The 24754-nt window shown below is 42.2% G+C and carries 24 protein-coding genes and 1 riboswitch; of the genes, 20 read left to right on the forward strand and 4 right to left on the reverse strand.

Annotation, left to right across the window (positions count from 1 at the left end; genetic code table 11):
* Positions 1–8: 8 nt before the first annotated feature.
* Positions 9–2678, forward strand: a complete 2670-nt coding sequence (locus OCV88_RS05685) for a sensor histidine kinase (protein WP_158424612.1) — start codon at positions 9–11, stop codon at positions 2676–2678.
* Between the two features lie 233 nt (positions 2679–2911).
* Positions 2912–3532, forward strand: a complete 621-nt coding sequence (locus OCV88_RS05690; RefSeq protein ID WP_158424613.1) for a MerR family transcriptional regulator — start codon at positions 2912–2914, stop codon at positions 3530–3532.
* 261 nt (positions 3533–3793) lie between these two features.
* Here OCV88_RS05690 and OCV88_RS05695 read toward each other — a convergent pair whose 3' ends face one another.
* On the reverse strand, positions 3794–3964 hold the full coding sequence (locus tag OCV88_RS05695; RefSeq protein WP_158424614.1) for a DUF362 domain-containing protein: 171 nt from the start codon (positions 3962–3964) through the stop codon (positions 3794–3796).
* Positions 3965–4173: 209 nt separating this feature from the next.
* Positions 4174–4379: riboswitch (cobalamin riboswitch) on the forward strand.
* A 234-nt stretch (positions 4380–4613) separates the two neighbouring features.
* Here OCV88_RS05695 and OCV88_RS05700 point away from each other — a divergent pair.
* The 9 genes from OCV88_RS05700 to OCV88_RS05740 all read left to right on the forward strand — a co-directional run bounded on the left by OCV88_RS05700 (position 4614) and on the right by OCV88_RS05740 (position 13173).
* Entirely contained in the window at positions 4614–5618 is a 1005-nt protein-coding gene (locus OCV88_RS05700; protein WP_158424615.1) for a sirohydrochlorin cobaltochelatase, read from the forward strand.
* Positions 5619–5679: 61 nt separating this feature from the next.
* Positions 5680–6597 (forward strand): hypothetical protein, encoded by a 918-nt coding sequence (locus OCV88_RS05705; protein ID WP_158424616.1) that lies wholly within the window; start codon positions 5680–5682, stop codon positions 6595–6597.
* Complete coding sequence (locus OCV88_RS05710; protein ID WP_158424617.1) at positions 6597–7772, forward strand: ABC transporter substrate-binding protein; 1176 nt, start codon at positions 6597–6599, stop codon at positions 7770–7772. The genes OCV88_RS05705 and OCV88_RS05710 overlap by 1 nt, the downstream gene beginning before the upstream one ends.
* 12 nt (positions 7773–7784) lie before the next feature.
* A complete protein-coding gene (locus tag OCV88_RS05715) occupies positions 7785–8804 on the forward strand; it encodes a FecCD family ABC transporter permease (RefSeq protein WP_158424618.1) in 1020 nt (339 codons plus the stop codon).
* 18 nt (positions 8805–8822) lie between these two features.
* Positions 8823–9929: an ABC transporter ATP-binding protein gene (locus OCV88_RS05720; protein ID WP_158424619.1), complete on the forward strand. Its 1107-nt coding sequence runs from the start codon at positions 8823–8825 to the stop codon at positions 9927–9929.
* A gap of 62 nt (positions 9930–9991) precedes the next feature.
* Complete coding sequence (locus OCV88_RS05725; RefSeq protein ID WP_158424620.1) at positions 9992–11416, forward strand: hypothetical protein; 1425 nt, start codon at positions 9992–9994, stop codon at positions 11414–11416.
* An 8-nt stretch (positions 11417–11424) separates the two neighbouring features.
* Positions 11425–12432, forward strand: a complete 1008-nt coding sequence (gene moaA / locus OCV88_RS05730) for a GTP 3',8-cyclase MoaA (RefSeq protein WP_158424621.1) — start codon at positions 11425–11427, stop codon at positions 12430–12432.
* 37 nt (positions 12433–12469) lie between these two features.
* Complete coding sequence (locus tag OCV88_RS05735) at positions 12470–12892, forward strand: acyl-CoA thioesterase (protein ID WP_158424622.1); 423 nt, start codon at positions 12470–12472, stop codon at positions 12890–12892.
* Between the two features lie 71 nt (positions 12893–12963).
* Positions 12964–13173: a DUF1858 domain-containing protein gene (locus OCV88_RS05740; protein ID WP_158424623.1), complete on the forward strand. Its 210-nt coding sequence runs from the start codon at positions 12964–12966 to the stop codon at positions 13171–13173.
* A 257-nt stretch (positions 13174–13430) separates the two neighbouring features.
* On the opposite strand, the gene OCV88_RS05745 is transcribed toward OCV88_RS05740, so the two are convergent.
* Positions 13431–14192 (reverse strand): adaptor protein MecA, encoded by a 762-nt coding sequence (locus tag OCV88_RS05745; RefSeq protein WP_158424624.1) that lies wholly within the window; start codon positions 14190–14192, stop codon positions 13431–13433.
* Positions 14193–14917: 725 nt separating this feature from the next.
* Here OCV88_RS05745 and OCV88_RS05750 point away from each other — a divergent pair.
* From OCV88_RS05750 to OCV88_RS05760, 3 genes are all read left to right on the forward strand, one after another.
* On the forward strand, positions 14918–15100 hold the full coding sequence (locus OCV88_RS05750) for a hypothetical protein (protein WP_158424625.1): 183 nt from the start codon (positions 14918–14920) through the stop codon (positions 15098–15100).
* Positions 15101–15424: 324 nt separating this feature from the next.
* Positions 15425–17146 carry a glycosyl hydrolase family 18 protein gene (locus OCV88_RS05755; RefSeq protein WP_262590796.1) on the forward strand — a complete coding sequence of 574 codons (1722 nt, stop codon included), beginning with the start codon at positions 15425–15427 and terminating at the stop codon, positions 17144–17146.
* A 168-nt stretch (positions 17147–17314) separates the two neighbouring features.
* Complete coding sequence (locus OCV88_RS05760; protein WP_317258599.1) at positions 17315–17974, forward strand: N-acetylmuramoyl-L-alanine amidase; 660 nt, start codon at positions 17315–17317, stop codon at positions 17972–17974.
* On the opposite strand, the gene OCV88_RS05765 is transcribed toward OCV88_RS05760, so the two are convergent.
* The gene (locus OCV88_RS05765) at positions 17968–18561 is read right to left on the reverse strand and encodes a metallophosphoesterase family protein (protein WP_158424627.1); all 594 of its coding nucleotides are present in this window, start codon (positions 18559–18561) and stop codon (positions 17968–17970) included. The two genes, OCV88_RS05760 and OCV88_RS05765, sit on opposite strands and share 7 nt — an antisense overlap.
* Position 18562: 1 nt before the next feature.
* The gene (locus tag OCV88_RS05770; RefSeq protein WP_158424628.1) at positions 18563–20494 is read right to left on the reverse strand and encodes a BMP family ABC transporter substrate-binding protein; all 1932 of its coding nucleotides are present in this window, start codon (positions 20492–20494) and stop codon (positions 18563–18565) included.
* A gap of 190 nt (positions 20495–20684) precedes the next feature.
* On the opposite strand from OCV88_RS05770, the gene OCV88_RS05775 reads away from it, so the two are divergent.
* The 6 genes from OCV88_RS05775 to OCV88_RS05800 all read left to right on the forward strand — a co-directional run bounded on the left by OCV88_RS05775 (position 20685) and on the right by OCV88_RS05800 (position 24683).
* The gene (locus OCV88_RS05775) at positions 20685–21734 is read left to right on the forward strand and encodes an L-threonylcarbamoyladenylate synthase (RefSeq protein ID WP_158424984.1); all 1050 of its coding nucleotides are present in this window, start codon (positions 20685–20687) and stop codon (positions 21732–21734) included.
* Positions 21735–21750: 16 nt separating this feature from the next.
* Positions 21751–22230: an arsenate reductase/protein-tyrosine-phosphatase family protein gene (locus OCV88_RS05780; RefSeq protein ID WP_158424629.1), complete on the forward strand. Its 480-nt coding sequence runs from the start codon at positions 21751–21753 to the stop codon at positions 22228–22230.
* Positions 22223–22708: a deoxycytidylate deaminase gene (locus OCV88_RS05785; RefSeq protein WP_158424630.1), complete on the forward strand. Its 486-nt coding sequence runs from the start codon at positions 22223–22225 to the stop codon at positions 22706–22708. The genes OCV88_RS05780 and OCV88_RS05785 overlap by 8 nt, the downstream gene beginning before the upstream one ends.
* Before the next feature lie 51 nt (positions 22709–22759).
* Positions 22760–23338 (forward strand): chromate transporter, encoded by a 579-nt coding sequence (locus OCV88_RS05790; protein WP_158424631.1) that lies wholly within the window; start codon positions 22760–22762, stop codon positions 23336–23338.
* Complete coding sequence (locus tag OCV88_RS05795) at positions 23335–23898, forward strand: chromate transporter (RefSeq protein ID WP_158424632.1); 564 nt, start codon at positions 23335–23337, stop codon at positions 23896–23898. Before OCV88_RS05790 ends, OCV88_RS05795 begins: the two co-directional genes overlap by 4 nt.
* A 173-nt stretch (positions 23899–24071) precedes the next feature.
* A complete protein-coding gene (locus OCV88_RS05800; RefSeq protein WP_158424633.1) occupies positions 24072–24683 on the forward strand; it encodes a cytidylate kinase-like family protein in 612 nt (203 codons plus the stop codon).
* The last annotated feature ends 71 nt before the right edge of the window (positions 24684–24754 follow it).

Raw genomic sequence — 24754 nt, forward strand, 5'->3', positions numbered from 1 at the left:
AAGATAAAATGAATCATAAAAAAATATTCGGATCTTTGGGAACCAAAGTTCTAGTAATTGTTCTGACACTTTGCAGCGCTGCTGCCATTGTGGCAGGTTCTTATCTTGCGGCGCTCTGCCTAAACAGCGGAGCTGGCATGTCAGATCTGATGAACAGGTACTCTTATAATGAAACGTCCGCTTATGGAAGAAAGATCGCAGACAGCGGGCTGCAGGCGTTGAGGAATGATGCAGTAGTAGATAAACTGACAGTTGACGGAAAATTTGACGGAACACAGACCCTGGATATTATGCACCAGGATGCAGGCATCTCGTATGAAAAAAAGGATCCGGCGACTACTTATACCTTGAATGATCTTAAGAAACTTTACGAGTCAGATGAACGGACTGCGTTGGATCGTCTATCCTATGAGGATGGGAGCAGCTGGAGTGAATATATAGATCTGACAGAAGTATATGAGAACGGGGATACGTATCTGAAGGATGAAAAAGGAAATGTGTATGAAACCTTTGCACTTGGTGAATCTTTGAATAATCTGGCAGATGCAGATCTTGAGATAACCCCGGTTTATAAAATTATATTTGATCAGAAACAAAGGAGTGTGAAGCTGCATGCCCTGAGCAATGCAGAGCTTGGCGATACTTCGCTGGAAGAGATTACGGAAACCGAGTTAAGAGCTATCCTGCTTTTGGGAGATGAAGTTTCGGCGCTGATTAGTGACGGAAATGCAGATTATACGGATTATAATGGAGAATTTCTGTATTACTATTTTGCCGGGGCGGAATGTGAAAGTGCCCTCCCTCAAAGTAAAGAGACATTGGCCAGATATGCATTGAAAAACCCGGGAACAGTGTCTATCTCTGAGTTATATCATAAACTGACATCAGCTGTATATGAAGTCGGACAGACAGCTGAACTGCTGGCGGAAAAAGAGAACGGGCAGCAGCTTGGATATTACTATTACGTGGATTCCAAAGGAAAGGTGATTACCAATTATCCGGCCTGGTCAGAACTTACCTATGAAGAAGCAAGAGACCAGCTGATTGGTCAGAAAGCGGAAAATACAGGAGCATATGCGGCCTGGGACAGCCAGACCTGGTCCGGAATTGAATCAGAAGGCACAGGCAATACCGGAAAAGAATTATTAGATCAGATAAAATATTTTGGTGAAGAGACATTGGGAGAATATCAGCTGATACTGGCCGAGAATAAGACTGCTGCTGAAAACCTGGATTATGAGATACAGCAGAAAAAAGAGACTTATAATCAATATATAGCTATGGCCCCGGCAGCTCTGGTTCTTATAATTGCCGGAATTGCGGGTGTGATTGTATTCTTTATTATTTCTATTGTTCAGGCAGGCAGAAAAGGCCCCGGGAAAGAGCGGTATGCCAGTACATTTGCAAGATGTATACCCATTGAGATTTTAATTATCATAGATATTGTCTGCTGGGTAATCTGGGCATCAGTTGTGGCAGCTGTTTCATCGGGCTTGTATCCGGGTACCTATACAGCGGCCAGTGCAGGAATGCTGGTATACTTTATGGCAGTGGTTTTAAGTTTTACAGGTTTGATGCAATGGGAGCTGCTGACAATTATCTGTAAGGGAAAAGCGAAATCATTACTGAAAAATTCACTGATTCAAATAGCTGCGACAAAATTAAAACAAGTCATTTCAAATGCATATGGAACCCGAAAGATCACAGGAAAACTGGTGATGTGTTTCTGTTTCTTTGCAGCTGCCAATATTATCTGCCTGCTGCTGAGTTTTATCGGGATAGGAATCCCTCTGTTTATTCTTTTGTGGGGAGCGGTACTGATCTTCCTAATGAAGCAGTGTGTACAGCGCCAGAAAGTAAAGGAAGGAATCCATGAAATCGCAGGAGGTAATCTGAATTTTCAGATTCCGGTGGAAGACCTTACCGGAGATAATCTTGAAATGGCTAATGATATGAATAATGTCCGGGAAGGAATGCAGAATGCCATTCAAGAGCAGATGAAAAGTGAACGGCTGAGAACAGATCTGATTACGAATGTTTCCCATGACATAAAAACGCCGCTGACTTCTATTATTAATTATGTAGATATTTTGAAGAGGGAAGACATTCAGGATGAAAAAATCAGAAGCTATATAGAGATTCTGGACCGGAAATCCCAGAGATTAAAACATCTTACAGAGGATTTGGTAGAGGCTTCAAAAATCAGCTCAGGAAATATTAATCTGAATATTGATGAAATTAATCTGAAACAGCTGCTAAAACAGACAAACGGTGAATTTGAAGAGAAGTTCGCAAGAAAAAATCTGAGTCTTGTATGTACACTTCCGGAAAGCCAGATGCTGATTCGGGCAGATGGAAGAAGAATGTGGCGGGTCATTGAAAACTTATATAATAATGCCGCTAAATATGCGATGCCAAATACAAGAGTCTATGTGGATGGAGAGTTCAAAAATGGAAAGGTAATAGTAACAATAAAGAATATGTCTGAATATCCGCTGAATTTTAGTGCCGAAGAGCTTATGGAACGATTTGTCCGTGGGGATGTATCAAGGAATACAGAAGGAAGCGGTCTGGGACTTGAGATAGCAAGAAACCTGACTGTGATGCAGAAAGGCTCCTTTGATATTTATCTGGATGGAGATCTGTTTAAAGTAACAATTGCTTTTGATGCGGTTTAAAGTGCAGGCAGATTGCCATTAAAGAATGAATGTCTGTATCTGGGGCAGTCTATACAATTTAACAAGGGCGGATTCGACGCAGGCAGATATTGCAAAAAGTTGTCGAATCCGCCTTTTTCCTGTTATAAGAGGGCAGTTTATGCCGAAACTTGCGATGAAAAGAGGATTGAGCACAGGAATATCTATGTTATACTTGTTTTAACAGTAAGTGGACTGTAAAAGGAGGTCAGAAATTGGAAGAAGTACGTTACATGATTTCGGATGCAGCGAACCTGCTTCATGTGGAATCACATGTGTTACGTTATTGGGAAGAAGAATTAGAGCTTGAAATACCAAGAAATGAAATGGGTCACCGTTACTATACAGAAGAGAATATTATTCAATTTGAAAAAATCCGAAAATTAAAAGAGGAGGGATATCAGCTGAAGGCAATAAAAATGCTTGTACATAATACAAATCCTCAGATACCGGACGAGCTTAAGACCACAGAAGTCGTGTCCAAAGCTCAGACGGAAACCGCCTGTGTGCAGACCAAAACAGATCCCGGGATGTCAAAACTGGATCAGTTTCAGCTTTTAATGACCCGGATTGTCAGAGACGCTATTGCAGAAAATAACCATGAACTGGGAAGAGAAGTCAGCACCCAGGTAGGGGATAAAGTAATCAAAGAGATGAATTATCTGATGAGGGAGCGGGAAGAACAGGAAGAAGAACGATTCCGGAAACTGGATGAGGCGATTCGCATCAGACAGAAACGAATGCGGCGGCAGAAAAAGGAGAAGAAGGTTAAATGCCGCAGGGGGGACAAGCCCGGTAAACTTCGTCTTGAACCCCAGGAAAGTACTTTATCCTAGAGGGAAGCGGACAAGTTCTGCCGGAAATGGATTTAGAATAGCAGCATAAAATAATGGACGGTTCAGTATTTGCTGGGCCGTCCATTATTTTATGCTATAGAAAAGTTTTGTGAACTTCTCTGTTTTTAAAGTATAAAAATCCGCAGGTATCTATCGGAGACAGTATAAAAAATAACCATCACTGTCTGACGATAAATACCTGCGGAACAGGTCCCTCAGCCCTGAGGGAAAAGCGGAAGGAACCGCCTTATTTAGTATGTATTATTCAGCTGCAATAGCGCCTACTGGACATCCATCTGCACAAGAACCGCAGTCGATGCAGGAACCAGCATCAATTACATACTGAGAATCTCCTTCTGCAATAGCGCCTACTGGACATGTGCCAGCGCAGGCTCCACAGTTGATACAAGAATCTGAAATTACGTATGCCATCGGTTTTTCCTCCTTTAAAATAAACAATCTTTATCAGCAAGCTTTTAAGCTTAAAGCTTATTCTAATACAAATAGATTGGAAATGCAAGGACTTTGAAATAGAAATTACTGTAGAAAAATAATCAATAAGGAATGGAAAAAATATGGATAATTCAGGAAAAAATATAGATTTTATTGCGGCTTTTTCAGGCCTGTGCTAGAATAAATGAAAATTGAATCAGGCATCCGGTGCCGTTGTCGAAAGAAACATCAAAGACAATAGTTAAAAGGGAAACAGGTGTAAATCCTGTACGATCTCGTCACTGTAAATAGGGAGTGCCAGGCCATGTGTATTACACAGTCACTGATTAATCGGGAAGGCGGCTTGGTATGAGGATCTATAAGTCAGGAAACCTGCCGGCTGCTGGTACGGGAACAGGGGTTCCAGATCACGAGTAATTGGTTGTACCGGATAAAATTCAGAAGTCGTGAAACCTTTTGCCATACCCGCAAAAGGTTTTTGTTTACTTTATAGGATATTTTTTCAGGAGTTTTAGCTGTTGTATGATTCTGGTGATGTGGACGCCATGTTTTCGGACTTCAATTTTTATATTCTCATCATAGACAATGGGATGGACGACAGATTCATTCCAGGATAAGGAGGAAAAAGATGAAGAAGAGAAAACTTATGACAGTGCTTGCCGGAGTGGGGGTGGCAGCTTTTATGCTTGCCGGCTGCGGTGACAAGAAAACAGAACCTGCCAATGCAGATGCTTCAGCGTCAAAGGAGCAGACAAGCGAAGCAGCGCCGGAGCAGGAAGATGAGGAAAATTACAATACAGGAGACGCATCTCTTGACAACACAAGAAATCAGGATGAGATCGGGGAAAAAGAGCTTCTGGTTGTAAGTTTCGGGACAAGCTATAATGACAACCGCCGTCTGACAGTAGGAGCCATTGAAAACAGTCTGGAAGAAAAATTCCAGGATTACTCAGTAAGAAGAGGTTTTACAAGCCAGATTATTATTGATCATGTAAAATCAAGAGATAACGTTGCCATTGATAATGTAAAAGAAGCTCTTGACCGTGCGGTAAACAATAAAGTAAAAACATTAGTTATCCAGCCGACACATTTGATGGATGGTTTGGAATATAATGATGTTGTGGATGAAGTAGCAGGATATACAGATTCCTTTGACCAGATCGCAATCGGCAAACCATTGCTGTCAAGTGATGAAGATTTTAATGCGGTAATCAAAGCCATTACAGAGGATACTAAAGCATATGATGACGGTGAGACTGCAATCTGTTTTATGGGACATGGAACTGAGGCTGAATCTAATCAGGTATATTCCAAAATGCAGACAATGCTGAACGATGCAGGATATAAAAATTATTATGTAGGAACAGTGGAAGCTGCCCCATCTTTGGATGATGTACTTGCATCTGTGAAAAAAGGAAACTATAAACGGGTGGTTCTTCAGCCATTAATGATTGTCGCAGGTGATCATGCCAACAATGATATGGCCGGTGGAGAAGCAGATTCCTGGAAGAGTACATTTGAAAAAGAAGGTTATCAGGTAGAGACCGTACTGAAAGGTCTTGGTGAGCTTCCGGCTGTCCAGGAAATTTTTGCAGAACATGCCCAGGCAGCTATAGACAGTTTGAAAAAATAAAGATATGTAAACGGTGCCCTGTGAAAGCTTCGCAGGGCACTGCACAGTAATAGAGGTAATTATGAAAAGAATAAAAGTATTGATATTGGTATCCGCATTATCGGCAGTTTGGCTGATGGGGGGATGCGGAAATGAAAAAAAAGATACGGCAGGCAGTCTGTCACAGCAGCAGGATGAAGCAAAAGATACAGAAAACAGCCAGGTGGCATCCTCTAAGGACATGGCAAAAAAGCAGGATGTTGGAACCGCAGATATGAAGGCTGTAAAGGCTTCACAGCTAAAAGAGGGAGAATATGAAATCGCGGTAGATTCTAGTTCTTCCATGTTTAAAATTACTTCCTGCACATTAACTGTGAAAGACGGAAAAATGAAAGCAGTAATGACAATGAGTGGAACCGGGTATCTGAAACTGTTTATGGGTACCGGAGAAGAGGCAGTAAATGCGTCGGAGGAAGAATTTATACCATTTAAAGAAAATTCAGAGGGGATTCATTCATTTGAAGTGCCGGTAGAAGCGCTGGACCAGAAGCTTGACTGTGCAGCCTTCAGTAAAAATAAAGAAAAATGGTATGACCGTGAATTGGTTTTCAGGGCGGATTCTCTGCCGACAGAAGCATTTACAGAAGGTGCATTAACCACAGCTGAAAGCCTGAACCTGAAAGATGGCAGCTATACCGGAAATGTTAAGCTGGAAGGCGGTTCCGGCAGAGCCAGTGTAGAATCACCGGCCCAATTGCAGGTAAAAGACGGGAAGGTTACTGCAAAGATCGTATGGAGCAGTTCTAATTATGATTATATGAAGGTTGACGGAGAGAAATTTGAGCAGATTAATACAGAAGGAAATTCTGCCTTTGAAATTCCTGTCAGCTGTTTTGACCGAAAGATTGCCGTTATTGCAGATACAATTGCCATGAGTGAACCTCATGAAATTGATTATACACTTACGTTTGATTCTGAATCATTAAAAAAGGCTGAATAATGAAAAAAATACATATATTTGTTCTGTGTCTGATGGCAGGAATTTTGATATTGTTTTGTGGAGCCTGTGCAAATCAGAATACGGAGCATTCTGACCGGAAGGGCAAAAATGAAGCCTCTTCCATAAGCTTTAGCGAGCTGGAGCTGGACCACAGTCTGCCTTTGCAGTATGCTGCACAATTTTCGGTAGATTATTATACCGGAGGCTATGCTCTGGTTGATATTACAGAGGGCGGCCGGTTTCTTGTAGTGCCGGAGGGAAAACCTGTTCCCGAAGATATGGAAGAAGATATTGTAGTACTTAAGCAGCCCCTGGATCATATTTATCTTGTGGCTACTTCTGCCATGGATTTTTTCAGGGCGCTGGAAGGGATTGACCAAATCACTCTATCAGGTACTGATGCAGACGGCTGGTATATAGATGAGGCAAAGGAGGCCCTTAAAGAGGGCCGCATGGAATATGCGGGAAAGTATAATGCGCCGGATTACGAACTGATCTTGGATAAAAAATGCAGCCTGGCAGTGGAATCAACGATGATCTATCATAATCCTGAGGTAAAAGAAAAGCTGGAGGATTTTGGCATTCCTGTGCTGGTAGAGCGTTCCAGCTATGAAGGGCACCCTCTTGGAAGAATGGAATGGATTAAGCTGTACGCCGTACTATTGGGAAAGGAAGATCTGGCGGAGACTTATTTTAATGAGCAGATTGCCAGTGTGGAGAAAATACTTTCTGAAGAAAACACAGGTAAAACGGCAGCTTTCTTTTATATAAGCTCCAATGGCTACGTGAATGTTAGAAAATCCGGAGATTATGTTTCAAAAATGATCGAACTGGCCGGAGGAAAGTATATCTTTCAGAATCTGGGAGACGGGGAAAACGCCCTTTCTACCATGAATATGCAGATGGAAAAATTCTATGCTGATGCGAAAGATGCAGATTATCTGATCTATAACAGTACAATTGAAGGGGAACTGAAATCTTTGGATGAACTGCTGGATAAAAGTGAGCTTCTTTCGGATTTCAAAGCGGTTAAGAATGGAAATGTCTGGTGTACCGGAAAAAATTTGTTTCAGGAGACCACCGGACTTTCGGATATGATTGTAGATATCCATCGAATGCTGACAGACGACGATCCAGAATTAACAGAGTTAACCTATATGCACCGGCTGAAGTAAGGGGGATGTCAGATGGCAAAAAAAATGCAGATAAGATATACGATATCTTTTATGATATTGGCAGTTTTGCTGCTGCTTTTATTTTTGTGGAACGTAAATTCCGGAAGCACCAGCCTTACAGCGGGAGAAATATTTGGCATTATTCTGAGAAAGGCCGGGGATGAGACTGCCGTGCGGATTATCTGGGATATTCGTCTCCCAAGAGTGCTGGCTGTAATTATTCTTGGCGGGGCCCTGTCCGTTTCGGGATTTCTTTTGCAGACATTTTTTAATAATCCCATTGCAGGACCTTTTGTACTTGGGATTTCCTCAGGAGCCAAGCTTGTTGTATCACTGGTAATGATTTTTCTGCTGAGTAAAGGATTAACTTCCGGGTCCGGGATTATGATACTGGCCGCGTTTGCGGGGGCAATGATTTCTATGGGATTTATACTGCTGATTTCCAATAAAGTACACCGGATGTCCCTGCTTGTTATCTGCGGAATTATGATTGGATATATCTGTTCTGCAATTACGGATTTTGTAGTTACGTTTGCGGATGATTCTAATATTGTCAATCTTCACAACTGGTCTATGGGAAGTTTTTCGGGAATGTCATGGGAGAATATCCGGGTGATGTCTGTGGTGGCCTTAGGGGCGCTGCTGCTGACTTTTTTGATGTCAAAGCCTATCAGCGCCTATCAGCTGGGTGAAGTATATGCACGGAATATGGGGGTTAATATCCGGGTATTCCGGATTCTTCTAATCCTTTTATCCAGCATTTTGTCTGCGTGTGTAACAGCATTTGCAGGTCCTATTTCCTTTGTGGGAATTGCAGTCCCCCATCTTGTAAAAAATCTTTTAAAAACGGCGAAGCCGATTTTGATTATTCCGGCCTGTTTTCTAGGTGGAGCTGTTTTCTGTCTGTTCTGTGATCTCATTGCCAGAGTTGTTTTTGCTCCCACAGAACTCAGTATTAGTTCAGTGACAGCCGTATTTGGAGCTCCTGTAGTTATATATATGATGATCCGGCAGAAAACAAAAACAGGATAGACAAGGGTGGAAGAGCGGATGAATGATTATTTTATATATACGGATAAAATGACAGTGGGATATTCCGGTAAACCTTTGATTAAAGATATCGAAATACGGGTAAATAAAGGAGAAATATTAACCTTAATCGGACCCAACGGGGCAGGAAAGTCTACCATTCTGAAAAGTATTACAAGGCAGCTGGGATTGATTGCAGGAACCGTTTATCTGGATGGAAAAACAATGGAGAGAATGACAGATAAAGAAGTATCCAGGAAACTTTCGGTAGTTATGACAGAACGGTTAAACCCGGAGCTGATGACCTGCGAAGATGTAGTAGGAACCGGACGTTATCCCTATACTGGCAGGCTTGGAATTTTGAGTGATACAGACAGAATGAAGGTTCGCGAGGCAATGGAAATGGTACATGCCAGGGAATTGGCTGACTGTGATTTTACGCAGATCAGTGATGGACAGCGTCAGCGGATTCTGCTGGCCAGGGCGATCTGCCAGGAACCGGAGATTATTGTGCTGGATGAACCTACCTCCTTTTTGGATATCAGACATAAGCTGGAGCTTTTGACAATATTAAAGCAAATGGTCAGTGAGAGAAATGTAGCTGTTATTATGTCTTTACATGAATTGGATCTTGCCCAGAAAATTTCGGATCTTGTTGTATGTGTAAACGGAAATAAAATAGAACGATACGGAAGTCCAGAGGATATTTTTTCCGGACATTATATCAGTGAATTGTATCACGTTACAAGAGGAAGCTATAATGAAGCCTTTGGCTGTCTGGAGCTGGAGGCGCCCAAAGGCAAAGCAGAGGTATTCGTAATTGGAGGAAATGGCAGCGGTATTGCGCTTTACCGGAAGCTTCAGAGAAGGGGAATACCATTTGCCGTGGGAATTTTACACGAAAATGATGTGGATTATCAGGTTGCCAAAGCGCTGGCATCTCAGGTAATATCCGTAAAAGCGTTTGAGCCTATTGATGAAAAAGCCTTTCAGCAGGCAGCGGCTGTTCTGGAACAGTGTGGGGAAGTGTATTGCTGTCTTACAGAGTATGGAACCATGAATCAGAGAAACAGAGAACTAAAGGAATATGCCAGTGAGAAGCAGCTGTTAAAAGAGTACCGGAAATGAGATTGACAGCCTGTTTTACCGTTGATATAATTTGGTATACCATGAAAGAAGGTTCATAGCATATGATCACTAATGTTTGTAAAACAGGCAGGAAGCTTCCGATTGCTTTATTTATAACGGGGTCTTTAACAAAGAAAAACAGAATATATTCTCATGAAGAATTTGAAAGTCTGCAGAACATGGAGAAAAAAATGTTTTCTGTATATGATAATCATGAGGAGTCAGAAAGCAGAAAACTAGAAGAAGGATGCGGCATTCCTCTTCAGAGATTTCTTGATGATACCGGCGCCGGTTCTATAGATGAAATCAGTATTCGTTCCATTGACGGATTTGAGTCTGTAGTTCCGGAAATGCGCTCTAGGCGTTATTTCTTCCCGGGATTATCAGAAGGGAAAGAAGAGGGAAAAGAGGAACGGAGCCCTCTGATTTCTTTCTATAAAAACGGACAGCCGGTAAAGTTTTACCCCCATCCAACTATGATGTTTGGCCAGCAGGGGCTGAATGAGCAGAATAAAGATTATTTTGCCAAGGGAATGAGGTCTGCGGTCATTGGAGGACGGGACAGGATTTTCTGGGTAAAAGGAGATGCGCTGGCATGTAACCGTTATTTTAGCGCGGATCAGTTGTTTGGACTGGTGCAGGACGATATATATGAAGCAGAGCTTCTAGAAATTACAGACGAGCATGGGGAGAAACGTACCGTACCGGCTGTAAAGGTACCGGAGCGGTTTTGGACGGAAGAAATTCAGATTCTGGATTCTGAGGCGCCATTAAGATTGCAGGGAACAGATGGACTGAAAGAGTTTGACAGAGATAATTTGTACATTTTTCTTGGTGATGAAGCACTGAAATGCGCAGGTGCATGGGATGGAAATGTTTGTGTGGAGATGCTGGAAGGCATTCTTGCCGGGGAGCAGAAGGCTGCCGGGAAAAGCAGCAGGCTTTTGATGGGAGAGACACCAAAAGAACAGAGTGACTTTTTTATAAGGGTTTATCAGCCGGATGGAGAAAGTGCAGTATATTACTATTCATTAAATGAGTTAATGGAACGTTTTGACTCTTTGATTACTGAGGATGCATTTGAATATTATAATCATAATATGGACGGAGGAAAGGGAGGAATCCGGAAGGTGACGGGCAGAGGATGGCCGGTTGTAAAGCTGCTTCTGGGGCTTCCGGAGATTTCCGGGCTTGAAATGATTGAGGACGGAAGTATCACGTACCGCATATTTACGAAGGATACGTATAAAGAAAAGACCGCTGCAGATGGGGACGAGCTGACCGCTTATGCGTTTATGCTGGCCTGGGAACAGGATCAGAGAACAATGACCGGCATGGAAAAGGGCGATACCAGTAAATGGAATGATAAAGAGCTTCATTTTGAAAACATAAATGGAAATACGCCGTACCGGATATACTGTAAGAAGACAAGTGCGAATCCCGCAGTTTATAAAAATGCCTGTGGGATAGAAATACAGATAATATAGAGGAAACCATGAAAGACAATTATCAGAGAGTCATTGATTATATGCGGATATCCATTACAGACAGATGCAACCTCAGGTGTAAGTATTGTATGCCGGAAGACATTGCATTTCTTCCTCACGATACAGTTATGAGATACGAAGAGTTTCTGCGGCTGACAAAGATATTTGCAAAGCAGGGAATCAGAAAAATAAAAGTAACCGGCGGCGAGCCTTTAGTCCGCAGGGGATGTGTAGATTTTATCCGCAATCTGAAAGCAATTGACGGAATTGACAATGTAACAATTACCACCAATGGGGTTTTGCTAGAGCAATATCTTTACGAGCTTTTGGACGCCGGTATTGATGCAATTAATATCAGTCTGGATACATTAAAACGGGAATCTTATAAAGCTATTACCGGAAGAGATGAGTTTGACCGGGTCTGGAATGGGATAAAAGCGGCAGCGGATTCTGGTGTAAAAGTTAAGATTAACTGTGTACCTATTGGAAACGTGAACGCATCAGAAATCCCGGCGTTTTTTGAATTGGCGAAAAATAATAAAATAGATGTCAGATTTATTGAAATGATGCCTATCGGCCACGGAAAAGAATTTGAGGCAGTCAGCACGGAGGATATATTGAATGAATTAAAAAAACGTTATCCAGGTATTTATGAGATTCAGGAAAAAAAGGGAAACGGGCCTGCAATTTATTATGAAAGCCAGGAGTTTCAGGGAAGCATTGGAGTAATTGGTGCAGTTCATAAAAAGTTCTGTGATTCCTGCAACCGGATCCGGCTGACTTCCGAAGGATTTTTAAAATTATGCCTTTACTACAGTCAGGGAATAGATTTAAAGACACCTATTAGAAATGGAGCCACAGACCGGGAATTGGAAGCAATTATCAGAAAGGCGATTGAGGAGAAACCAAGGGAGCACCAGTTTTCCTGCGATATCGTTAATACGCTGCAGAATGTATGCGACGGGAAATCGGGAAATGTAGAAGAAATAAAAAATATGTCGCAGATCGGAGGATGATGTCCTGCCGGTGGAAATGGTAAAGAGGAGAGCTTTGATGAATCAGGAATATTACTATATACATGAAGTGCAGTATTATGAAACTGATGGGATGCGCATTGTGCATCATTCAAATTATATCCGGTGGTTTGAAGAGGCAAGGCTGGCCCAAATGAAGCTGGCAGGACTTGATTATGACAGAATGGAGGAACGGGGAATCATTATTCCGGTTCTATCTGCTTCCTGTGACTATAAGGCTGCTGTGCGTTTCGGGGATAAAGTCAAGATTATGCCCAGGGTAGAGACCTTTAATGGATTGAGGTTTGAATTGACATATCAGGTATGGAACATGGAGGAAACAGTACTTCATGCTGCAGGCAGCACAACCCACTGTTTTCTGGACAGCAGAATGCGTCCAATCAATGTGAAAAAATGTGCGAAGGACATATACGAATATTTTTCCGCATATTTGAAAAAATAAAAGTCATTGCATAATACTCCAAAAGGTATTATAATAGGAACACTTTACATTAAAAAGGAGGAAATATAAATATGGCACAGGTAACAAAAGCAACTATGATTGGAGAACTGTTAAGAATTGATCAGAATGTAGCTCCGATTCTTCTTGAGATTGGAATGCACTGCCTTGGATGCCCGTCTTCACAGATGGAAACCATTGAAGAGGCCGCTATGGTTCATGGAATTGATCCGGATGGGCTGGTAAAACGTATCAATGATTTTCTTGCACAGAGCGAGGCATAAGCCCCTGGCGTAACATGATAAGCTTCCTAAGGGGATAAAGTCTGCCGGGAAGAAGTTTGTCTTTCCGGTGAAACGAATAAAGGGAGCAGCCTGCTAACGCGGGTTTTGTTCCTGTTATTAAAAACATTCCCACAGATGAAAGGTTTTTACCTGATATATCTGTGGGAATGTTTTTTGTTGGAATAGAAAACGCTTCGTGCAGAAAAAGAAATCTGTATTAGGAAGATTTCTTTTCTATACGCCTGCCCAAGGGAAGCTTATGATATGGAGCTTAACTCGGTAAGCTTCTGAAGGGCGTGGCTGTTAAGTATAGTTTTGCCATGCTCCCTGTAATAGGCTTCTGCTCCGGGAGTATATGGCTCAGACTTGGTATACTCTGATATTGTATTGTAAATTTTATGAAATTCCGATAAGGAATGGGCGCCCTGGCGGACTACAAGATGATAAGTGTTATCTTTCTGATTTTTATATAATGCACTGTCGCCGGTATAGAAATCCTTTAAAAAACCGGAAATAAGTATTGCGGTGTCAAGATCCTGCAAAGCAAACATTTTAGTCAGCTGTTTCGCTGGTGCTTTTTCTGTCTGGCCGGAATCTGCTTCAGCTGAAGTCTGGCTGGAATCTTTCTCTCTCCGGATTTGTTCAAAAAGTTCGATGATATCCTGGCTGTGATTCTCTTCAAAAGGATTGTCGCCATCTGCAGAAGTGTCTTCTGCAGGTTCCTCATCAGAAGTGTTGGTGAAATTGGAAAAGCGGGTATCTAACTCTTCCGGAGATTCTACCTTTGTAATAATCAGCATAATTGTTTCGGAAGAAAGCGGAATTGCTTCAATCATTAACGGAATATCGTCTGCTTCAAAGCCATATTCCACGGAAGCCTGCTGCATCATATCACGAAATAGTGATTTTGCATTTTCAGAACCGTATGCAAGCTCGCTCAGTTTAATGTGCCGGCTGTCTAGATCTTCTCTTGTCAATGTGCAGCGTATTTGGTTGTCGTTTACTTTTTCTATTTTCATTAAATCACTTCCTTACTGTAAGAACATAAAGTATAACCATTTTGGTTGCATTTATTATATACATTGTCATCATAAAAGTAAAGGGAATGCCCTGAAATCCTGCATTTACCATCATTGAGAGTGAAAGAAAGTATATAAAAAAAACTGCATACCGTCAAGTGCCAAAAACGTAAAAATTTTATAAATAACTAAAATTTTAAAAAACTAGTTGCAAAGCATTTTAAATTATGTTATAAAATATGCAGAAGCTTCCGGTTTGACCGGCAGATATCAGAAAAAATCCCGCTGTTTGCAGTTCTGCAGTTTTTTAGCGGATCGTATTCTTAAAATTCTATTCATAAACCAATATGAAATCAAAAAAATCCCGATGATAATACTATATGCAGATTTAAAAACGACATGCGAAGACATTTTGTCGGAAAACCGAAAGTTTCTGTCATATAACAGGGTTTCTTTTTCAAATGCTCCATATTTTTATCTCAAAAGAAACCTGTACGAAAGGAGGACGGACTGATACCTTTGGAAATATTTTCTGATTTGCACAAATAACTGAGAAACTTGTTGTATAGTTTAAAAAGCGTTCAGGACGTGTATGGAATAAGTGGATAAAAAAGATAAAGAGATATTGCAGAGATGTTTCCGGGGGAGTTTTTATAATATATCACGATGGGAGCAAAAAAGGAGGTGATTTAAGTATAGACAGCATAAAAGCAGAAAAAATATTGATGGTTGAACTTCAGAACTATGAAAACCAGGGAATAACAATCTGGCTGGATGGAGAACAGAGCAGTTCTTCAAAAGTGTCTGAAGCGATGTCTGTCAGAGAGGAAAACTCTTATATGCGGGATTACGTTTTTTCCGGCGGTAAAGTGAGTGAAATTCATTTTGACCGTATAACCAAAAAATAGCCATGTTGTCTGCAGCTGCAGATGGAAATGTTTTGACAAAAAAGCCAGTCTCTCAGCGCTTCTATCAAAACAGAGCCGGGGACAGTTTCGTTTGTCCCCGGACTTTCATATATATGATAGGTGATGGATATCATTTTTGCGGCGGAAACTTAAGGAAAAGTTTAGAAAAGGGACTAATTATTTATATATAAAAGGTAGAAAACAGATCTTCTTTCATGATATAATGGACAGCAGAATCCGGCTGCTAAGCAGTCGCGGTGTATTCGTATTTTGGGCCGCAGAAATATGAACAAAGAATCCTACAGGAAGCAGGAAGGAGAGTTTATGGCTTCACCAATGAAAAATAAGAAATCCATTAGTATTTTAGCAATTGTTATTTTGATTATTGCAGTGGCGCTGATTCTGATATTGACGCCGCTGATGAAACGATATAGTCCCTCTAAGGACATGGCAGATTATGCGTCGGTTTATGGCATGAGTACAGAGGATGCAATGCTTGTGACGGTAAATAATTCCATGTCAGAAGTAAACGGTATTTATAAAGATGGACAGGCCTATGTAGATTATGACACGGTACATGATAAAATCAACAGCCGTTTCTTTTGGGATGCCCAGGAAAAAGTGCTGCGATATACGCTTCCGGAAGATTTAGTATCGGTAACTCCTGACTCAAAGGATTATACTGTGGGGAAGGAGAAGCAGAGTACAGAGTATACCATTTGCAGGATGGAAGGGGATACGATGTATCTTGCAATGGATTTTGTAAAAATGTATACGGATCTGCGTTATAAATATTACGACTCTCCTAACAGGCTTACTGTGTCAACAGAATGGGGAGAGTTAAGCTATACATCTGTAAAGAAAGGGACGCAAATCCGTCAGAAGGGCGGCATTAAAAGCCCGGTTCTTACAAATGTTTCCAAAGGAGATCTTGTAACAGTTCTAGAAGAGGGCAATAAGTGGGATAAAGTCTGCACAGAGGACGGTTTTATCGGATATATCAGGAGTAAGGCGCTGGGTAAAGAACAGAAGGTAGTCTGTGAGAATGTAAATGAACAGCCAAAGTACTCTAAAATAAAAAAAGATTTTAATATTAATATGGCATGGCATCAGGTGACAACAATGGCGGCCAATTCAAAAGTTGCCTCAGTACTCTCAAGTACAAAAGGCATTAATGTTATTTCACCTACCTGGTTTTATCTGGATGATAATCAGGGGGGGATTGCTTCACTGGCCAGCTATGACTATGTAAATTACTGCCATCAGAATGATATTGAGGTCTGGGGGCTGGTAAGTAATCTTGAAAATTCAGAGGTGGATACTGCCAGCGTTTTGAATACAACTTCAACCAGGGATAATCTGGTGAATCAGCTGATTGCGGCCGCTATTCAATATGATCTGGACGGAATCAATGTTGATTTTGAGGCTCTGGATTCAGAAGTAGGGGACGGATTTATACAGTTTATTAGAGAGTTGTCTTTGAAATGTGATAATAACGGAATTGTGTTGTCTGTGGATAATTATGTTCCTTCCGCTTATACAACTTTGTATCAGAGAGGAGAACAGGCGCTGTTTGCTGATTATGTGGTGCTGATGGCTTATGATGAACACTTCAGTGGTTCAGATGAGGGCTCTGTGGCGTCCATTGGTTTTGTAAAGCAGGGTGTAGAGGATACGTTAAAGGAAGTGCCAAAGGATCAGCTGATTCTTGGAATGCCTCTTTATACAAGAATATGGGAGGAGACACCCTCTGAAACAGCTGAAAAAGGATATGAGCTGTCCAGTGAGGCTGTTGGGATGAGCGAAGTTGATACCAGACTGGCGGCAAATGGGGTAAGCCCTAAGTGGCTGGATGACTGCGGACAGTATTATGCTGAATATGAAAAAGACGGAAAAACCTATAAGATCTGGATTGAGGATCAAAATTCCATTGAGGAGAAATTAAAAGTATATAAAGAACAAGAGCTGGCTGGAGGAGCGTTCTGGAAGCTGGGATTTGAAAAAAGCAGTATCTGGGATACTGTAGGGAAATATATAACGAACTGATATATAAGCCGGTGAGACTGCCTGCATACCATTTTTGATTGGTATGCAGGCAGTTTTGGTCATAAAGGTTTCAGGGAATTCATAAGATAGTAAAAAAGAGGACAGCATTCTGGCAGGTTTCGGCCAGATGCTTCTTTAAAAAGAGTGAAGAAAAAACTTGAAATTTTAATGGGTGTATTTTTACTGGCAGCCGCAGTGCTTCTTGCCAGAAAAGGGGCCGAAGCAGTGTTAAGTACGAAGCTGGACGCCCGGCAGGTATGTATCTGTATTGACGCCGGGCACGGGGGCGATGACCCGGGTAAAATCGGAGTAAATGATGAGCAGGAAAAAGATCTTAATCTGCAGATTGCATACAAGCTCAAAACTCTTATGGAGCAGCAGGATATTAAGGTTGTGATGCTGAGAGAAACAGATGATGACCTTTCTGATGAGGGTGCAAAGAGTAAAAAGGTATCTGATATGCAGAACCGGGTGGCGGCAATTGAAGAGTCAAAAGCCATACTGACGGTTAGTATCCATCAGAACAGTTATCCGGATGCTTCTGTAAAGGGGGCACAGGTTTTTTACTATAGCGAGTCTGCGGAGGGGAAGCTTCTGGCAGAATGCATACAGGACAGCTTAAAACAAAGGGTGGATACAGGCAATACGCGTCAGGCTAAAGCAAATGACAGTTATTATATGCTGAAAAAGACACCCACACCTACTGTGATTGTAGAATGTGGGTTTTTAAGCAGTTATGAGGAGTCTGCGCTGCTGAGCGAAGAGCTGTATCAGGAACGGCTTGCCTGGGCTATCTTAATGGGGGTTATGCAGTATCTAAATCAATAGGTCCAGGAATAACGTTCATAGGCGTTAATGATTTGGGTATCCTGATATTGGAGGGTACGCTGGATATTTGTGCCGTAATTTAAATGTACGTGTCCGTGTACCATGTACTTTGGAGTATATTTGTCAAGTAGTTCTACAAAGGATTCAAAGCCGCGGTGGGCAGGTGAGTCCCAGTCCCCAAGCTGATAAGCCGGGGCATGGGTGAGAAGTATATCAAATCCATTGTATTTTCGCAGCTGCCGGGAAAGTTTTCTGATCCGGCGCTGCATATTTTTCTCTGTGTACATATAATTTCCGGTGTCCCGGTAGCGGATGGAACCGCCCAGGCCAAGGATCCGGATTCCCCGGTATTCGTATATGGCATCATCAATACAGATGCAGCCTTCGGGTGGTTTTTTATCATAATAATCATCATGATTGCCGTGTACATAGAGCAGCGGTACGTTTGTGCATGTGACCAGGAAGGAGAGATAACTAGGATCCAGATCTCCGCAGGACAGGATAAGATCTGTATCGGTAAGCCTGTTTAAATTGTAATGATCCCACAGCGCTTTTGATTCCAGGTCAGAGATTGCCGTGATGTTCATGTTACGCCTCCTTATTGGTTCCTTCCAGTTTCACAACAGTTCTGGCTTCTTCGCGGAGATCCTCCAAAGATGGAATTGTCCCGATGATATTGTCTGCAAGCCAGTTCATGGTAATAATTTCCTTTGGGGTGAGACTGCCTTCTTCTTTTGCCTTTACTTTTCCAGTCTGAGAATAAATATCCCCGGAAAAAGGATTATAATCGCAATTTAAAATGGACTGGCGAAGAACGTCCAAGATATTCATTGTTGCGGAAGGGATTCCGGGAGACCATATGATATCAATGACGTTTGCGGACATTCCCCACCAGTAGTTCAGCGCCTTTTCAATATCGCTTTTTCCTTCCTGATTCCAGATGTTGTTTTTTATACTGAGTATGATTCTTTCGTAATATTTACCCCAGTGCCATACCGGGCAGGCAAGATTCACCGGAGTTTCCCCGTTTACGCGGTAAAGTCCAAACTGACGGGAAGCTTTATTGGGAATAATCATTTCCTGGCTGGAAATGTAGGTTGCGCCAATACCCATAAAGTGCTCCGTCAGGTTGAGCCCCTGATTTTTCAGAGCCGTGGACCATTCAAGATAAACCTTTGCTTTGGGATTTACTGCTTTTACTCCAAGGGCAAAGGCATTGATATTGGCGGTCATTCCGTAGATCGGATAGTCTGCAATATAACCAATTTTATCTGTATCCGTCATAATGCCTGCCAGAATACCCGTGAGAAATTTAGCCTCATACATACGTCCGTAGTAGGTTCGGATATATTTATGAGATACATTCAGTGAACAGTTTAATATTTTGACTTCGGGATGAGTAATGGCAGCCTTCAGGCTGGCATTTTGAAATTCCGGCGTTGTGGTGAAGATGATTTCGCATCCCTCTGCAATCGCCTGCTCCATTACGGAAAGGGCGGTGTCAGGGGTGACGTTGTCATAAGCTTTCGTTTCAAGTATATCGTGATATTTATCCTCCAGATACATGCGTCCAAGGGTATGCCCATAGGTCCAGCCGGATGTGGAGGAATTTTTTGCGTTAATAAAAGCGATTTTATAAAATTTTGAGGAGCCCTGGGGAGGCAGCAGCCGGGTAAAAAGGTTTTTCTTTTGTTCCGGCACCGGTAAAGGATCCAGTTTCAGGTTCACTTTCTGGTCATTGTTTAAAAGAATAATTTCATCCCACAGCTTTTCCAGGTTTTCCCTGATTTCAGAAGGCGTCTCTGAACAAAGCTGCAGGTAACCGAATACATTAAGATATACCAGCATGGCATCTCCTGGTGTTATCTTAAATTCACTGCCTCCAAGAGCTTCATATGCACCGGAAAAACGAATAAATGCAGAGCGGAAATTCAGGCGTTCTTCATCATTCCAACGCTCATATTTTCGTTTGCCAATCAGTTCACACAGGCTTTGATAGCTTCCAAGCTTTGAAAAAAGAAGATAATTGATATTTGTAGCATTATAAAAATCCAGAAATTCATAGTACTTTTTGATTTCAGGGTCACTGCTTCTTGCAGGAATGATGCGGGTAACATATCCGGGAATGCTGGCGGCGCCGCAGAATTTCAGGACGCTGACCCGTTTGTTTCCTTCCTGCACATAATAATTGTGAAGATATTCGTAAGCCTTCACCGGTTCACGAATGCCTTCGCTGAGATGAGAGTCGTATAGATAAATCCATTTAGATGCGAACTCGGAGCGTTCGTCTAAAACCGGCATAAAGTCGGGAGCAAATGCGGTAGAACGTCCGGCAGTTTTTGTTCCAACCAGCTGCTCTGCAGGAATATCAATAAGCCCTAAAGGAACCTCTGATTGTATATCAGCATGTTTTAGTATTTCATCTAAAACGGGAAGCTTGTCAGACCGTCCTTCAGACTGGCACTGCTGGATTGACTTTTTCCCAAGTTTTTGAGCGCTTCTGTAGTTATCGTAATTCATACTCTGCCATCCTTTCTGTTGTCTGTATTAAAGCGGCGGACTATATGATAGATCTAAAAAGCCGCCGGGCGGCTGATTATAACTATATGCAGCTTTGGCTAAATTATCCCATAACCGGCACGGACTGGCAAGTAAAAAGGGGAAAAACGGGGGATGTTCGGAGGACATAATCTATGTTATAATCAAAGTTATGGAAACTTTAGTGAAAAAAATCGACTGTAAGAACATTGATATAAATTTAATAAGAGAAGCGGCACAGCTGATACGAGCCGGTGAATTGGTGGCATTTCCCACAGAAACTGTATATGGACTTGGAGCGGATGCTTTGCACCGGGAAGGGGCGGAAAAAATATACAGCGCTAAGGGGCGTCCGTCGGATAATCCGCTGATTGTTCATATTGCAGAATTTAAGGCTCTGGAAAAGATTACAGCCGCAGTGCCGCAGGAGGCATGGAAACTGGCAGAGAAATTCTGGCCGGGCCCCCTTACAATGATTTTTCCAAAAAGCAGTGCGGTGCCAAAGACCACCACGGGAGGCATGGAAACCGTTGCGGTACGGATGCCGGATCACCCGGTAGCGCTGGCCCTGATCAGGGAGAGCGGCGGGTATATTGCAGCGCCTAGTGCCAATACTTCAGGGAAACCAAGCCCAACGCTGGCAGAGCATGTATATTTGGACTTAAAAGGAAGAGTTCCGCTGATTTTAGATGGCGGCGGGGTAGGGATCGGCATTGAATCCACAATTATAGATTTAAGTGAAAAAGTGCCGACGATACTGCGGCCCGGATATATAACAAAAAAGATGATTTCAGAAATAATCGGGGAAGTCCGGGATGATCCGGGACTGATTTCAGAGGATGCGGCAGTCAGGCCAAAGGCACCGGGGATGAAATATAAACATTATGCGCCAAAGGCAGATCTTACGGTAATTAATGGCCCGCAAAAACAGGTGATTAAGAAAATTAATGAATTATCTGCAGAAAAACTTGCCCGGGGCAGAAAAGTAGGCGTTATCGGAACTGATGAATCCATAAGCTGTTACCAGTGTACTTGTGCAAAAAGTATTGGCAGCAGGTGTGACGAGGATGCCATTGCAAGGCATCTGTATGGGATTCTCAGGGAATTTGATGATATGGAGATTGACGATATCTATTCGGAAAGTTTTGCTACACCCAGAATTGGCCAGGCAATTATGAACCGTCTATTAAAGGCGGCAGGCCATCAGGTCATAAATGTATGAAAAAAGGGGGGCTTTTATGAAAACATTTAACAGAATTATCTTTGTCGCCAAAAGCGGAAACTGTCGTGCGCCCATGGCGATGGAATTATTAAAGGCCCAGCTGCTGAGCCATCCGGTGCAGATTGATGCGAGAGGTCTTGTAGTATTGTTCCCGGAACCGCTGAATCAGAAGGCCGAAGCGGTTATGATCAGTAATGGAATTAAACTGGAAAATTACAGATCCAGTCAGCTTGAGGGTGAGGATTTTTCAGAAGAAACGCTGATTCTTGCCATGGACAGCGAGATCAGAGAGAAGCTTTTAACTTTATTTCCGGATGCAGTGAATGTATATGTATTGTCTGAAGCTGCAGGGGATGAATTAGAGGTGATGGATCCTTATGGAGGTGATTTGATGACTTATGGTCTGTGCTTTGAGTCTATGGGAAGAACCATTAAAAAGCTGGCCGCTGTTTTGAATGAAGGCGTTTTTTTTCGCCAGGAGAAGTCAGATGAGTGAAAAACGAGAAGATTATATTTCATGGGATGAGTATTTTATGGGAGTGGCAAAGTTATCTGCCATGCGTTCGAAAGATCCCAATACACAGGTGGGCGCCTGCATTGTAAGTCAGGATAATAAAATATTATCTATGGGCTACAATGGATTTCCTATTGGATGTTCAGATGATGAATTTCCCTGGGCACGGGAGGGAGAACCTCTGGATAATAAATATTTTTATACAACCCACAGTGAATTGAATGCAATTTTAAATTACAGAGGCGGCAGTTTAGACGGAGCCAAAATGTATGTGTCTTTGTTTCCGTGTAATGAATGCGCCAAGGCTATTATTCAGAGCGGAATAAAAACCATTGTATATGCAGAAGATAAATACAAGGCAACCGCGTCGGTGATTGCTTCGAAGCGAATGCTGAGAACGGCGGGTGTTCAGCTGGTTTTATATAAAAGTACCGGACGGAAAATTGAAATAGAATTGTAGTGCTGTAAGAGCAAAGCAGAACAAGTATACTATGAAGTTTTGGAGAAAAATATGAGAGTTGTATGGGAATTATATGCAGCCTTTTTCAGAATCGGTTTAATGACATTTGGCGGCGGTTACGCTATGCTGCCAATGCTTCAGTCCGAGATTGTAGAAAAGCGCGGATGGGCCACAGAAGAGGAAGTATTGAATTATTTTGCAGTGGGGCAGTGCACGCCCGGTATTATTGCAGTAAATACGGCTACTTTTGTAGGGTATAAGCAGAAACGCATTATCGGAGGTGTTTTAGCCACTCTTGGAGTTATCACACCCTCTATTATTATTATTCTGGTTATTGCGGGAATTCTGGACCGGTATGCAGAGAATGTGTGGGTAGCCCATGCTTTTGCCGGAGTACGGGTAGCGGTATGTGCGCTGGTTTTGAGTTCTATTATAAAGCTCTGGAAAAGCGGGGTAAAAAATACAGCAGGAATTTTACTGTTTCTGGCGGCGTTTGTTCTGGTAGCGTTTGTGGAGCTTTCTAGTGTCTGGATTGTAATTGGAGCCATTGCCCTTGGAATTCTGCTTCAAATCCGGCAAAATAAACGGTCCGGAAAACAGGAAGAGAAAGAAGGTGACAGTTCCATATGATTATTCTGACGCTTTTCTTGGAGTTTTGTAAAACCGGCCTATTTGCCATTGGCGGCGGGCTGGCTACACTGCCGTTTTTGGCTGAACTGACGGAGAAATACAACTGGTTTACAACGGGACAGCTGGCGGATATGGTGGCTATTTCAGAATCAACGCCGGGGGCTATCGGAATTAATATGTCAACCTATGCCGGCTATCATGCGGCGGGAATTTTGGGGGGAGTAGCAGCAACTCTGGCGCTGACATTTCCATCTATCGTAATTATTATTATCGTGGCCAGAATGCTTGAAAAGTTTAATGAGAATAAATATGTAGTGTCTGTATTCGGAGTGCTGAGGCCGGTGGTAGTAGGCTTGATTGCGGCCGCCGGGTATCAGATCTTTAAAGTAAGTATCATCCATGTGGATGCTTTTATTCAGAATAAAAGTCTGGGTACGCTGTTTGACATAAAAGCAGGACTTTTATTTCTGGTACTTTTTGCAGCGATCATGAAATTTCAAAAACATCCCATCATATATATAGGTATTGGAGCTGTGGCCGGAATCCTTCTCCAGATGTAGAGCGGGGTACAGCGGCTATTTTGGGTTTACGAAAAATAAGAATATGGTATAATGTATCATATCAGAAGAAAATCAAGCGGCTGCGAAGCAGACATTTGATTTTACCTGATATGGAAAGGTCAGTTGAAAAATACATACTGACGCAGTTTTGGATTCAGCAAGGAGGGGTATTTATGAAAACAGAACATGTAATTACCATTGGAAGACAATTTGGAAGCGGCGGAAGAGAAATCGGAGCAAAACTTGCTAAGAAGCTTGAAATTCCGGTTTATGATAAAGAGATTTTAGACCGGGCTGCTCAGGAAAGCGGACTTTCAGAAGCGGTGATTAAGACTTATGATGAAAAACCAAGGAGTCTTTTGTTTACTGCAGCGACAGATCCCTATGCTTTTGGCATGATGAGCGCCGGTGTAGATGAGACGGTAGAAAACAGAGCATTAAATGCGTCTATGAAAGCAATCTGGAAAATTGAGAAGGAAGGTCCCTGCGTGATCATAGGAAGAGGTGCAGATTATTTCCTGAAGGATCAGGAGAATGTATTGAAAGTATTCATTTATGCGCCTATGGAGGACCGGATCAAAGAGGTTATGAAGAGGGAAGACATTCCTGAGGACCGGGCCAAAAAGATGATTACTCAGATTGATAAGAAGCGGGCGGCATATTATAACTTTTACACAATGAAACGCTGGGGGGCAATGGAAAGTTATGACATCTGTATTAACAGCAGCTGCCATGGAATTGACGGAACGGTAGATATACTTGCTATGATAGCATCGAATAATTAAAAAGATAAGTGAAAAATCCGGGACGGCATATTTGGGGAATCCCCAAATGCCGTCCCGGGTTTTTTATATCG

It is taken from the genome of Brotonthovivens ammoniilytica, assembly GCF_025566885.1.
In the GTDB taxonomy this organism is placed as follows: domain Bacteria; phylum Bacillota; class Clostridia; order Lachnospirales; family Lachnospiraceae; genus Brotonthovivens; species Brotonthovivens ammoniilytica.